This is a genomic window from Bacteroidales bacterium, from assembly GCA_016709865.1.
Taxonomy (GTDB): Bacteria; Bacteroidota; Bacteroidia; order Bacteroidales; family VadinHA17; genus LD21.
Genome location: JADJLX010000001.1, coordinates 381,023 through 395,046 on the forward strand (window position 1 = coordinate 381,023; position 14,024 = coordinate 395,046).

Sequence of the window (14,024 nt, forward strand, 5' to 3'; positions counted from 1 at the left end):
TTAGTTAAATTCGAACTGCTGATTTTAGTATCTTTGGCCGAAATAAATTCTGTATGCCTCTTCTCACAAGAATAAAAAAACCGGTTGAAAAAGAGATGGCTCAGTTTGAAGCCTACTTCACTAAAACCATGCGCAGTGAGATCCCCTTCCTTAATATCATACTTAATTATATTTTAAGACGTAAAGGAAAGCAGATGAGGCCTTTGCTTGTTTTCCTGACAGCAAAACTAAACGGGAATATCGGAGAACCAACATATGAGGCAGCAACATTCATTGAGCTGCTTCATACAGCATCTCTTGTACATGATGATGTGGTTGATGATGCACACGAAAGAAGAGGGGCTCTATCAATTAATGCACTCTGGAACTCAAAAATAGCCGTCCTGGTCGGCGATTACCTTTTGTCAAAGGGAATGCTTATCAGTGTTGAAAAGAACCGGTTTGATATGCTTGAAATTGTTTCTGATGCAGTTAAATCGATGAGCGAGGGAGAGCTGCTTCAACTACAGAAAGCCAGAAAACAAAACATAAAAGAGGAAGACTATTTCAGGATAATAAAGTGTAAAACGGCTGCCCTGATCTCAGCATGTACTGCCTGTGGAGCAAAGTCAGTTACTGATGATTCTGATACTATTCTCGTAATGAAGGAGTTCGGAGAGAATATAGGTGTTGCATTCCAGATCAGAGATGACATTCTTGATTATGAAGGTACCGGATTAACAGGAAAAACTGTCGGGAACGATATCAAGGAAAGAAAGATCACTCTGCCATTAATATATGCTTTGGAACAGGTGCCTTCCTCAAAAAAGAAACATATCCTTGCAATTGTCAAAGACAAAAAGAAAACCAAATCAGAGATTACTGAGGTTATAAACTTCGTAACTGATAACGGCGGACTGGAATATGCAGAAAACAAGATGAATCAGTACCGCGATAAGGCACTTGCTGTACTTGACTCATATCCCGATTCTGAAGTTAAAGAGTCTCTCAGAGAGTTTGTTAATTACACTTCATCCAGAAAAAAATAACAGTCTTATTCGGCTGCCTCAAGCTCAATCTTAGCAACCTTCCCAAGATCTTTAACATATGATCTTGATCCCAGCCAGAAGAGGAATGCTCCCAGTAACAGTACAAGGGGAAGAACAGATAAGGCTGTTTGTATGTTAGTAAGATCATAAATTTTGCCCATAACTATTGGGGCGGTTGATGCCCCTAAAAGATTCTGAACAACAACAGCTATTGCATAAGAGGTCGCTCTTAGACCGGGATGAATTACATCCTGAGTGACTGCAGCTGCTCCGGAAATAAAGGCCAGCACCAGCACTCCAAAAACCAGAAAAACGGCATATTGCATTGTCCCCTTAACGAGAGCCAGAGCCACAAAGAGTGAAATGGCAGAAAGAACTGTAGTAACAACCGGAAACATTAGTCTTGCATCTACTCTGGTCTTACGCCATTTGTCTGTAAGAAATCCGCCAAGCGGAGCACCCACAATGGCAAGAACCATTATCGAACTAGCCATCTGTCCTGCCTTATCCTGAGGGACTCCTCTTGTATTCTGAAAATAGGTAGGCAGCCATGTCAGAAGAGAGGTTGTAACAAAAACAACAGCTGCCATGCCGAAGTAAGTAAACAAGACAGAGGGCTTGGAGAGAAATTCCTTGACCAGGTCTTTCTTCTCCATTTTAATTTTGTTTTTATTGATATCGATGAATGAGAGATCGACTGTTTTATAATCCTTTACGAAAAGAAAGAGAACAGCAACAATCATTCCGGGAATAGCCACGATTCCGAATGCGTGTTTCCATCCGAGTTTTGCTGCAATTATTCCTCCCAGAAGAACACCTATTGCCGACCCCAGAGGTATTGAAGCATTCCAGATGCCCATCATTTTGGCTCTTTTATCAATAGGATAAAGTCCTGAAATCATTGCGCTGCCTCCCGGTGCGTAACCAGCTTCACCTACACCAATAAGAAGTCTGGCTAAAAAAAGCTGTGTGAAGTTTCCTGTCAGGGCACAAAGAGCGGTGGCAAGACTCCACATTATTGCCATAACCCCGATAGTCTTTGTTCTGCTCCATCTGTCAACAAGAATTGAAATTGGAAACGTGAGAAGCACAATTGCCCAATATACCGCTGAAACAAGTAATCCACTCTGGGTATGAGTAATACCCCAGTCCTGTTCAATCGATGTAAACATTGAAGTTACTACCATCCTGTCGATATAATCGAACATATACAACAGGAAGAGAAGTACAAAAACATAATTTGAGTATCCCTTTGTAAAGAGATAGCCGGTGCGGTCTTCAGGCTTTTTCATTTAGATCATGGTTAGTAAATCCTCATCACCAAGTAAATAAAAATTAATATCAGTTGTTATCTTTATTGTGTTTTTAAGTCTTTATACTTAGTGGAGAGAGAAGTGCCTAAAATGCCTAAAGTCCGGAGTGCCTGGAGTTATATTAATACTTGCATAATTTTGAATTGAATTAATTACTATTTTTCATTCTTCAAAAAACACAATAAGCAGAAATTATGACAACACTTAAACAAATTAATGATTTTATTGATTCCCAGCCTATTGCTATGGTTGGTGTATCACGTAATCCAAAAAAATTCGGATATGCTGCTTTCAAGGAACTCAAAGAAAAAGGGATGAAGATTATTCCTGTTAATCCTGAAGCAGATCAGATTCTCGGTGAGAAATCCTTCCCGAATGTCGGCAAATTACCTGCAGAAGTGAAGAGCATTCTAATTATGACAAAGAAAGATAAAACAGCCGCAGTAGTGAGAGAGGCAAAAGAAAAGGGGATTAAGCAGATCTGGATACAGCAGTCATCCGATTCAAAAGAGGCTCTTGATGAACTAAAAGGGTCTGATATCAGTTATATTACCGGCCAGTGCATACTGATGCACTATAAACCTCATAGTATTCACAAGTTTCACGGGAACATTAAAAAGTTTTTCGGTAGTTTTCCGAAATAAGTTCAAGCAGATGTCAGAAGAAAAGGAGATATATGGTTTAGAGTTTATGGTCAGAGATTATGAATGTGATCTTCAGGGGGTTGTTAATAATGCAAACTACCAGCATTACCTTGAACATGCCAGGCATGAGTTTCTGATATCGAAGGGTATAAGTTTTGTTGATCTGCATAATGAGGGTATTGATCTGATTGTTACAAAGGTGGAGATTGACTATAAATATCCGCTGAGAAGCAGGGATAGATTTATTGTTAATATCAGTATTGAAAGAGAAGGAAATGCCCGGCTTGTATTCGTTCAGGAAATCTGCAGGCTCCATGACAAAAAATTAATTGTAAAAGCCAGGGTAACCGGTGTGGCAACCAGGAATGGAAGGCCGGTAGCGCCGGGGAAGATTGTGGACCAACTTGGGTTGGGTCAGGATAAAAGATAATAGACAAAAGACAAAAAGATTGCCGCGCCCTCCTTCGTCGGGCTCGCAATGACCGTGAAATATTTAAATTTTTTACATATGAAGAAGAACAAAATAACCCGCCGCCAGTTTGTAACAACAGTGTCGGCCGGAACCGGAGCAGTTCTCCTTGGGAGTGCAGCATTTACTCTTCCGCGATCTGTTTCTCCTCCCCCGGCAGATCCTTTTATGCAGATTACCCTCGGGAAAACAGGAATCAAGACGACCCTTCTGGGGATGGGTACAGGCTTCAGCGGCTATAACCGCTCTTCAAATATCACTCGCGCCGGTGTTGCAGAACCGCTTATAAAACAAGCATTTAATAAGGGAATCAGATTTTTCGACTGTGCAGATAGTTATGGTACGCATCCTTTTACTGCAGCTGCCCTTAAGGGAATTCCCCGGGAAAGCTATGTGCTCAGCTCAAAAATATGGGTCAGCCAGGGAGGAATACCTGAACCTGAAAGGCCTGATGCTGATGTCCTAATTGACAGGTTCCGTAAAGAACTGAATACCGATTATCTGGATATAGTACAGATACACTGTATGACAGATGCTCTGTGGACCGATAAGCAGAAAAGGCAAATGGATGTTCTTGAAACCCTGAAAGCAAAAAAGATAATTAGGGCACACGGGGTATCAGTTCATTCGCTGGAAGCGCTGCAGGCAGCAGCAGAAAGTGATTGGGTTGATGTAATTCATGTCAGGATAAATCCCTATGGAGAATCTATGGACAGAAAAGATCCTGCAGAGGTAACCCCTGTAATTGAGAAACTCCACAAAGCAGGAAAAGGTGTAATTGGAATGAAACTGATCGGAAACGGAAAATTCAGAAATGATTCTGACAAAATAGATGCTTCACTTAAATATGTACTCGATCTGGGTACTGTTGACATGATCATTGTTGGATTTGAATTGCCGGAACAGATAGATAATTATATCGGAAGAATTGAAAAAGTAAGAAAAGCCTAACTTCTTTAATTATAAATAACTATGAGATTTTTTCGTTTCATTTTTGCTATCCTGTTAGTTTGGATTGGTTTTGCTTTTTATCAGGAAGACGGATTAAAAGATATTATTGAATCAGGTGCAAAGCTTGAAAAGCTGGCCGGAGATTTCAGGTTTACCGAAGGTCCTTCTGCAGATGCGAAAGGAAACGTCTATTTCACCGATCAGCCAAACGACCGTATTATGATGTGGAGCCTCACCGATGAGCTGTCAACATTTATGCAGCCAAGCGGAAGATCAAACGGACTATCGTTCGACAAGGAAGGATTTCTCTGGTCGTGCGCTGATGAGAAAAATGAGTTATGGAAAATTGCACCCGATAAGAAGATTCTGGTAATTCCTTCAAAGTATGAGGATAAAGTACTGAATGGGCCAAACGATTTATGGATCCATAAAAGCGGAGCCATCTATTTTACTGATCCTTTTTACAAAAGAGCATGGTGGGATCACAGCGATAAGCCCCAGGAAAAGCAGTGTGTTTATATGCTTTCACCTGATCACAAGACTATAATTAAGCTCGCAGATGATCTTGTACAGCCAAATGGAATTGTCGGCACACCCGACGGGAAAAAGTTGTTTGTTGCAGATATTGGGGCAAATAAGACATGGTCATATGCAATTAACAAAGATGGCAGCCTGAGCAACAAAACCCTCTTCTGCGAACTTGGTTCAGACGGAATGACAATTGACAGTAAAGGGAATATTTATCTGACAGGAAAAGGAGTAACCGTATTTGACAAAACCGGGAAACAGATCGGAAACATTGCTGTTCCTGAAAGCTGGACTGCTAACGTTTGTTTCGGCGGACCGGATATGAAAAGTCTGTTCATAACAGCCAGCAAAGGACTTTACAGAATCAGGGTAAAAGTTAAGGGGACAAACGGCTAACAATGAATGTTGATAACAAATATCAGTTTAAAACATTCAAACAGGAAAATTTCATATTATTGCACTTCACTTTTTAATAATAGCTATGGAAGGAACTAGAAGAGCTGATATCAGGCCGGGAATTGCTGTTATGGTTGAATTAGCAGAAGATAAACGTACCGGACGTCTCACCGGTGGTAAAGTAAAAGAGATCCTTACTTCGTCTCCAAATCATCCCCACGGAATAAAAGTTATGCTCGAAAACGGTCAGGTTGGAAGGATTAAACAGATAATCTGATTCCGGTTATTTGACAATCAATCAAAATTTTATATAAATTTGGGCCTGTGAAAAACTTATGGTTTTTCATATGTCATTTTTATATTTTACTAATTCTTACGAAATGATATACGAGGATTTTCTGGTCCGTTCATTAGGAAAGGGAAACGTAGTATCGCCTCTTAAAAACAAACAAAGAGAAGATAGCCCCGTTTATAAATTTGTTGACGATTCCGAAAGGATTCTATACGATGTCTCAGTCTCTTATTTTCATAAATGCAAAGAGACCGGCGAGAATCCGGTATCTTTTGAAAAAGCTGGTCCAAAAGAGAATCTTTTCTTCGAACCGGCTAAAACGAAGGTTGGAATAGTCACTTGCGGAGGCTTGTGCCCCGGACTAAATAACGTTATCCGGAGCCTTGTAAACGAGCTTCATTACCGGTATGGGATAAACCGGATTATAGGATTCAAATATGGTTATGAAGGCCTTGTTTCAAAATTTAATCATCCGGTTGTGGAACTCACTCCGCAGATGGTAAGCGATATACATCTGACAGGAGGAACTTTTCTTGGCTCATCAAGGGGTAACCAGGATGTGGGACAGATGGTAGACACCCTCGAAATTATGAACATCAATGTCCTGTTCTGTATCGGGGGCGATGGAACATTACGAGGAGCTCATGCAATACAGGAGGAGATTACGAAGCGCAATCTTAAAATTGGTGTTGCCGGAATCCCTAAAACTATTGATAATGATATCGACCTTATACAAAAATCTTTTGGCTTTGAAACGGCATTTTCAATTGCGAATGATATAATCAGAAATGCTCATAATGAAGCAGAAGGAGCACATAACGGAATCGCTCTTATTAAAGTAATGGGCCGGGATTCAGGTTTTATTGCCGCCAGCGCAGCATTGTCTGTTCAGGAGGTAAATTTTGTTCTGATTCCTGAAATTTCATTTGATCTCTATGGTCAGCGCGGCTTTTTAAAGATCCTGAGAAACAGACTTGAAGAGAAACATCATGCTGTGGTTGTAGTAGCGGAAGGTGCCGGGCAGGACTTTTTTGAGACAGGAAGCCATGAGAAAGATGCTTCCGGAAACATCAGGCACAAAGACATAGGAGTGTATCTCAAGGAAAAAATAAAGGAGGAGTTCAGCGCCAAACAGTTTCCCCATGGAATAAAATATATCGATCCAAGTTATATAATCAGAAGTGCTCCCGCCAATGCAAACGACAGCAAATTCTGTAATCTTCTCGCTCAGAATGCTGTACATGCTGTTCTCTCGGGAAAAACAGATTTTGTGGTAGGATTCTGGAACAACCAGTTTACACTGATACCAATACCGATGGTTGTGGCGAAACGGAAAAAAATTGATGTTGAAGGTGAATTGTGGTGGAACGTGCTTGAGGCAACCGGCCAGCCCATTAGTATGAAGAATCCATAGTATGATTAAGAATCTTGTTTTTGACCTTGGTAATGTACTTATAAGCTTTAAACCGGCTGAGTTTTTCGATAAAAAAGACTACCCGGAAAGTGTAAAAGCTAAAATCCTGTCCGATATATTCGGAAGTAATGAATGGTTAATGCTTGATAACGGAGATATCAATACCCGTCAGGCAATTGACTTAATCGCTTCAAAGTCGACCCTCAATAAGGAAGAAATAGCCCATATTTTCAATTTAAGATCAGAATTGATATTTCCCCTCGACCAGAACGTCAGGCTTCTTCCTGGCTTAAAAAACCAGGGTTACAGGCTATATTTTCTTTCAAACTTTCCTATTGATCTTTTTGAAGAGGTTAAAACAGGTTATTATTTCTTCAAATATTTCGATGGCGGCGTTATTTCGGCTGAAGCAAAAGCATCCAAGCCGGACCTGAAAATATATAATATTCTGCTTGAAAAATATAATCTGGTTCCCAACGAGTGCCTGTTTATCGATGATCTTGAAGTAAACGTGAGAGCAGCTGAGGCTGCCGGTATGAATGGTCTTGTTACATTTGGGGCACTGGGCTTATCAAGGGAAATAGAAACCGCTCTTGCCTCCGCCGCTATATAGTATTTATATACTTTTTTCGCGCACCCCGGTGTCAGACAGATATTTCTATGGGAAAAGGTGTTGTTATATTTATCTTCTTTCTCGCAGGAGCTCTTGACTCTCATTCTCAGGCAATTACTCAGGTTATAAAAGGAATTGTCATCGACAATGACACCAGAATTGCTCTTCCCGGAGCAAATATTATTGAACTCAACTCCTCTCCTCCCAACGGAGCTGTGACAGATTCATTCGGGAAATTCAGAATTACAACCGGAATCGGAAGGATCACAATAAAAGTAACCTTCCTGGGATATGAGGAAATGATAATCAGGGATATTCTTGTAGCATCCGGGAAAGAGGTGGATCTTGAAATTGCCCTGACAGAAAAGGTTGTTCAAACCTCTGATGTTATTATCAGATCTGATAAAAGCGGAAGAAAGAACATCAACCAGATGGCAACTATCAGCACAAACACTATCAGGACCGATGACGCACTCAGATATGCAGGAGGTTTTTATGATCCATCCCGTATTGTTAATGCATTTGCAGGTGTTGTTACTGCTAACAGTGACCAGAGTAACGATATCGTGATAAGGGGTAATTCCTCCCGTGGACTGCTCTGGAGGGTGGAAGGTATTGAGATTCCGAATCCCAATCACTTCAGCGACGGTCAGGGCGGCAGCGGTGGCGCTTTTTCAGCGATAACATCAAATATTATTTCCAATTTTGATTTCTTCACCGGCGCATTTCCTGCTGAATTCGGTAACGCCTTTTCAGGAGTAATGGATTTAAACCTCAGAAAAGGCAATGCTGATAAACATGAATTTGCTTTTCAGACCGGAATGATTGGAGCAGAGGTCTCAATGGAGGGACCATTCTCTGCCCGGTCGGGAGCTTCTTTTCTTCTTAACGCGCGATACACTAATTTTAAAATTCTGAGCGATCTGGAGCTTATTGATCTTGGCGAAACTAATTTTGCTCCCCGAACTAAAGATCTGGGGTTTAATATCAACATTCCCGCCAAAAAAGCAGGAACCCTTAACATATTCGGAATTTACGGAGCAAGCTCTCTGGGCAGGATCCCTTCTCATAACATATCAGAATGGCAGACTTTATCAGACCGATGGGAGGAGATGGAGGAACAGGGCTCGGGAACAACCGGACTTAAACATCTGTATGCCTTTAAAAACTCAAAAACATATATTAAAACAGTACTGGCATATTCATCATTCACAAGCAGATACAGAGAAGGCTATATAGATTCTTTACTTGTAACATCAAACAGTTATACCTATAGTTACTTATACCCCTCGCTGCGGAGTTCAATTCTTGTTAATCACAAGTTTAATCCGGAGAACACTGTGAGGGCAGGAATAAATCTTAATTTCCTGTCGGCTGAAATGAAAAATTTCAAGTTAAATACCACAGGACAATATGATACGCTAGTAGCACCATCTGCCTCCGGAGATCTTATACAGGGTTATGTTCAGTGGAAATATCGTCCGGCCCCTGACCTTGAACTGAACTCCGGAGTACACATTCTTGAATCATCTTTAAACAAACAGGTAAGTATCGAGCCCCGATTCGGATTACGGTGGCAGGTAACTCCGCAGGGTTCATTTATGGCAGGATTTGGCATGCATTCAAGAATCGAATCGCTTGCGGTATATAATGCTCTAATCAAAGATAATACCGGAGCACGGTCTGCTCTTAACAGTGAGATGGATTTTTCCAAAGCCCTGCACTGGGTGGCAGGATTCGATATTTCGGTTACAAAAGATATAAGATTAAGAGTTGAAGGATATATTCAATACTTGTATAACATCCCCATTGTTAATAAAATAACAAGTCAGTACTCCACAATTAACAGTTCTGAACGGCTGCCGGAAGCACTGCTTGAAAACGAAGGAACAGGAATGAATAATGGTGTTGAACTAACAGTGGAAAAGGCATTTACCAGAAATTACTATTTCCTTTTTACCGGTTCTTTGTTTGATTCATGGTATCAGGCTGGAGACAAGAGGAGGTACAGTACTTATTATAATACGAAATATGTTTCCAACCTTCTGGCAGGTAAAGATTTTTACGTAGGTAAAAACAAACGGAACTCTATTGGAATAAATGCAAAATATGTTTTCAGAGGTGGTTACAGATTTACACCAGTGGATGAAAAGAAATCGCTAAAATCGAAAAGAATTATTTATGATAACACTTCATATTATGAAGGCCAGCTTCCCGACTTCTGGAGACTCGATGCCGGAATAAATTTCAGAAGGAATCATAATCATTACTCCTGGATAATTATGCTCGACATTCAGAATGCTGCAAATCATAAAAATGTTTTCAGAAGAAGGTTTAACTGGGAAAACGGAGGAATTGTGTCGAGTGATGTTTTAAGTCTTGGAATAATTCCGGTTTTCAACTTTAGGGTGGAGTTTTAAGATTTTGAGTCCGTCATTGCGAGGAGGAACGACGAAGCAATCTCTGAAATTTAGAAAAATATGGTAAGTTAGATTTCGGTTAGACAGAAGGATTGCTTTGTCCTCCTGCGTCGGTCTCGCAATGACGCTTCATGGTTTTAAAATTCATGGCCGGAAGGCTTAGCATGACAAAATTTTCAATCCTGCCGGACTTAAGAGATAAGATAATTGATATTAATCAGCTCTATATCTGATATTTATCAAACATTTAGTATTGGATTGTTCCACGTGGAAACCAGAGTCAATTTGTGAAATATTCCAGTAAAACCGCTGTTTTCGCAGAGCCGATTGTATTTTCAAGTTCCTCCCTCGATGAGCTTTTGATTTTTTCCACAGACCCGAAATGTTTAAGCAAAATCTCTTTTGTCTTTGGTCCGATTCCTTTTATCTGATCGAGATCTGACTTGATCATATCTGCCGAACGTTTATCGCGATGGAAATTAATTCCGAAACGGTGAGCTTCATTTCTGAGCTGCTGAATAATTTTCAGGCTGATTGTGTTTTTGTCGAGATAAATCGGAACCGAGTCGCCGGGAAAATAAATCTCTTCAAGTTTTTTTGCGATTCCTATCACAGTAATTTTCTGACGCAATCCCAGTTTGTCAATACTTTTCATTGCCGAAGAGAGCTGACCTTTTCCTCCGTCAATAATAACAAGCTGCGGCAGGCTCTGCTCCTCTTCCATCATACGCTTGTAGCGTCTGAAAACAATTTCCTCCATTGAAGAAAAATCATCCGGTCCGGTTACTGTTTTAATATTGAAGTGTCGGTAATCACTTTTACTGGGTTTGGCATTCTTAAAAACAACACAGGCAGCAACCGGATTCGTTCCCATAATGTTTGAATTATCGAAACATTCTATATGTACCGGCAGGTTAGGCATGTGGAGGTCGTTTTTTAATTTCTCAAGGTTTTTACCTGTTCTTGCCTGCGGGGAGTGTTCAAGTCTTTTTTTCTTTTGTTCCAGCTTATAGTAGATAGCATTCCTTTCTGCAAGCTCAAGAAGCTTAAGTTTTTCACCAGCCTGCGGAACAGTATATTTAACCTTATCTATCAGTATATCAGGCTTAAATGGAAGAATAATTTCAGATGAATCGCTTGATAATCTCTGACGTATTTCAGTTATAGCAATCCCAAGAATCGACTCCTTTTCTTCATCTATCCTTATCTTAATTTCAAGTGTATATGCCTGAATTACAGCTCCCTGGACCACTTTCAGGAAGTTAACATAGGCATTATCTGACTCCTGTGCAAAACCAAAGACCTCAACATTCTTGATAGTGTTGCTGACCACTGTGGATTTGCTTCTGAAGCGGGATAAGATCTCAATTTTGTCCTTTACCAGCTGGGCGTCCTCAAATTTCAGTTCGGCAGAATATTTTCCCATCAGGTTTTTAAGATGATCCAAAACAGTTGAAATGTTTCCTTTCAGGATGTCTTTAATCTGCACAATATTTTCCTGATAGTCGCTTTCAGCCTGAAGACCAATGCACGGAGCCTTGCAATTACCGATATGATATTCTAGACACACCTTGAATTTCCCCGCAGAGATATTTGATTCTGAAAGATTCAGAGTGCACGTGCGTAATTTATAAAGCTGCCTGATGAGTCCGATAAGTGTTTTCACCATTAGCCCTGAGGTATATGGTCCAAAATATGCAGATCCGTCTCTGATGGTATTCCTTGTGCTGAAAATACGGGGATATGGTTCTTTCTTTATGCAGATCCAGGGAAATGTTTTGTCATCCTTCAGGAGGATATTGTACCGGGGCTGATGCTTTTTGATAAGATTGTTCTCCAGCAGCAGGGCATCTGACTCATTATCCACAACAATGTGCTTAATATCAGCAGCTTTTCGCAGCAGTACAACTGTTTTGCCAGACTGATTCTTAGAGAAATATGAAGTTACGCGCTTCTTAAGATTCTTAGCTTTACCGACATAGATTATAGTCCCGTATGTGTCGAGGAACTGATAAATCCCCGGTTTATCAGGAAGCAGAGAGAGCAGTGGTTTAAGATTTGCTTCGGCTGGCATAAGGTAGAATCAGACATTAAAGATAATCATTGTGAAAACATATTATTCCCCCTGGGGTTCGGGTGTTCCCCCGGGAAATTCTGCATAATTCATAAACCCCCTCGGCCTTCGGCCACTCCCCCCGGAGGGGGGAGGAATCTCTGAATGTAATTGTATTTCAATTAATTGCAGGAATTTTCTCCCCTCCCAGGGGAGATGCCGCGCAGCGGCAGAGGGGTTTGGCAATAATAGCTATACAAATAAATCAACCAGCTCAAATTTCTTTCCGTCGAATAGTCCTCTATCTCCAATCTTTAATTCCGGAATTACAAGCAGGGCCATGAATGAGAGTGTCATAAAAGGGGCTTTCATTGTGCATCCGTATTCGCCGGCAAGCTTATTCAGTCTTTCATAATCATCTGCCACCTCATCGCACGATCTGGTAGTCATGATGCCGCCAATGTTCAGGGTAAGCGAGTCAGTTATTCCCCCGCAGGAAACAGCCAGTCCGCCTTTTACAGAAACAATCTGATTAATTGCACTAACGATATCTTCATCATTCGTTCCTACAGCAATAATATTATGACTATCATGAGCGATTGAGCTGGCGAATGCGCCCCTTTTCAAACCAAATCCTTTAATAAATCCTACAGAAGGTATACCATCGTTATACCTGTCTTTTACAACAATTTTAAGTATATCATCTGAAACATTGCTCCCGATAAAATCAGAAACATCAGGCTTAATTCTTATCTCTTTTGTAAGAAGTTCCCCTTCAAATGCCTCTATCACGCGGATCATGCCTCCGTTGTTTTTAATGCAAATATCTTCTACTCTTGGTTCCGAACAATTAAACTTATTAACTGCCTTTCCCGAGTTATATGAGAATTGAACCTCACCACTGCCGAAAACCAATACACCATCGATCCAGGTTTCGAGCACATTCATTGTTTCCAGTGAGTCAACAATTACAATGTCTGCAGGGTCTCCCTCTCTCAGCAAGCCTCCTTTAATCTTATAATGCAGAACAGGATTTATAGTAGCACTTCTTATTACATCGTATGCATTATACCCGGATAATATGAGCTTTGCAATGATCTTATTTATGTGTCTTTCCCGCAGCATTTCCGGATGAAGGTCATCACTGCATAACATAATCATTTCAGGTCTTCTATTAAAAAGATCTTTCAAAGAATTAAGGTTTCTTGCGGCGCTTCCTTCCCTGATCAGAACCTTCATTCCTAAAGATATTTTCTCCATCGCTTCATCCATGCTGCTGCATTCGTGATCGGTGGAAATTCCTGCTGAAATATATTTTTTCAGATTATCACCTGTCAGGCCAGGAGCATGTCCATCAACCGGCTTCCCCATGCGCTTTGCAATTTCAAGCTTCTCCTTCACTTCAGGATCTCCGTAAATAACTCCCGGAAAATTCATCATTTCAGATAAATATTTTATCTCATCAAGTTCAAGCAAGGCTTCAATTTCCTTACTATGTAAAGATGCTCCACTCCTCTCAAATTCTGTAGCTGGCACACAAGATGGTGCTCCGAAGTTGAACTTGAGTGGGACCTTCTTACCATCCTCAATCATAAACTTTACCCCATCAATTCCAAGAACGTTTGCGATCTCATGCGGATCTGAAACAACGCTTGTTGTCCCATGCCTTACCGCTGCTACTGCAAATGCACCGGGAGTGATCATTGAGCTTTCAATATGTATATGAGAATCTATCAGTCCCGGTAAAATATAAACTGAGGGTGCACTTTCGGTCCTGGTAATACTATTTATTATTCCTCCTGACACATCTAAAATTGCCGGATAAATATTCCTTAAATGAATATCAACCAGCATTCCCTGGATTTTCATAAAATAATATTTTTGATTTTATAAAATATTGTTC

Annotated in this window: 12 protein-coding genes; 9 read left to right on the forward strand and 3 right to left on the reverse strand. The window is 40.6% G+C overall.

The annotated features are described in order from the left end of the window. Positions 1–53: 53 nt before the first annotated feature. The gene (locus IPJ16_01760) at positions 54–1,028 is read left to right on the forward strand and encodes a polyprenyl synthetase family protein (protein ID MBK7625922.1); all 975 of its coding nucleotides are present in this window, start codon (positions 54–56) and stop codon (positions 1,026–1,028) included. 5 nt (positions 1,029–1,033) lie between these two features. On the opposite strand, the gene IPJ16_01765 is transcribed toward IPJ16_01760, so the two are convergent. Then, positions 1,034–2,320, reverse strand: coding sequence for an MFS transporter (locus IPJ16_01765; GenBank protein ID MBK7625923.1), 1,287 nt, complete (start codon positions 2,318–2,320; stop codon positions 1,034–1,036). A 215-nt stretch (positions 2,321–2,535) separates the two neighbouring features. Between IPJ16_01765 and IPJ16_01770 the strand changes: the two genes are divergently transcribed. From IPJ16_01770 to IPJ16_01805, 8 genes are all read left to right on the forward strand, one after another. Next, positions 2,536–2,985, forward strand: coding sequence for a CoA-binding protein (locus IPJ16_01770; protein MBK7625924.1), 450 nt, complete (start codon positions 2,536–2,538; stop codon positions 2,983–2,985). Between the two features lie 10 nt (positions 2,986–2,995). Continuing rightward, the gene (locus IPJ16_01775) at positions 2,996–3,415 is read left to right on the forward strand and encodes an acyl-CoA thioesterase (protein ID MBK7625925.1); all 420 of its coding nucleotides are present in this window, start codon (positions 2,996–2,998) and stop codon (positions 3,413–3,415) included. A 78-nt stretch (positions 3,416–3,493) separates the two neighbouring features. Next, positions 3,494–4,405 carry an aldo/keto reductase gene (locus IPJ16_01780; protein ID MBK7625926.1) on the forward strand — a complete coding sequence of 304 codons (912 nt, stop codon included), beginning with the start codon at positions 3,494–3,496 and terminating at the stop codon, positions 4,403–4,405. A gap of 21 nt (positions 4,406–4,426) precedes the next feature. After that, positions 4,427–5,329, forward strand: coding sequence for an SMP-30/gluconolactonase/LRE family protein (locus IPJ16_01785; GenBank protein MBK7625927.1), 903 nt, complete (start codon positions 4,427–4,429; stop codon positions 5,327–5,329). Between the two features lie 85 nt (positions 5,330–5,414). Beyond that, a complete protein-coding gene (locus tag IPJ16_01790; GenBank protein MBK7625928.1) occupies positions 5,415–5,606 on the forward strand; it encodes a YwbE family protein in 192 nt (63 codons plus the stop codon). Between the two features lie 103 nt (positions 5,607–5,709). Further along, on the forward strand, positions 5,710–7,035 hold the full coding sequence (locus IPJ16_01795; GenBank protein MBK7625929.1) for an ATP-dependent 6-phosphofructokinase: 1,326 nt from the start codon (positions 5,710–5,712) through the stop codon (positions 7,033–7,035). A gap of 1 nt (position 7,036) precedes the next feature. Beyond that, positions 7,037–7,648 carry an HAD family phosphatase gene (locus IPJ16_01800; GenBank protein ID MBK7625930.1) on the forward strand — a complete coding sequence of 204 codons (612 nt, stop codon included), beginning with the start codon at positions 7,037–7,039 and terminating at the stop codon, positions 7,646–7,648. Positions 7,649–7,695: 47 nt separating this feature from the next. Then, entirely contained in the window at positions 7,696–10,068 is a 2,373-nt protein-coding gene (locus IPJ16_01805; protein ID MBK7625931.1) for a TonB-dependent receptor, read from the forward strand. Between the two features lie 280 nt (positions 10,069–10,348). Here IPJ16_01805 and IPJ16_01810 read toward each other — a convergent pair whose 3' ends face one another. Next, on the reverse strand, positions 10,349–12,142 hold the full coding sequence (locus IPJ16_01810) for an excinuclease ABC subunit C (protein MBK7625932.1): 1,794 nt from the start codon (positions 12,140–12,142) through the stop codon (positions 10,349–10,351). A gap of 231 nt (positions 12,143–12,373) precedes the next feature. Beyond that, positions 12,374–13,990, reverse strand: a complete 1,617-nt coding sequence (gene ade, locus IPJ16_01815; protein ID MBK7625933.1) for an adenine deaminase — start codon at positions 13,988–13,990, stop codon at positions 12,374–12,376. Between the last annotated feature and the right edge of the window lie 34 nt (positions 13,991–14,024).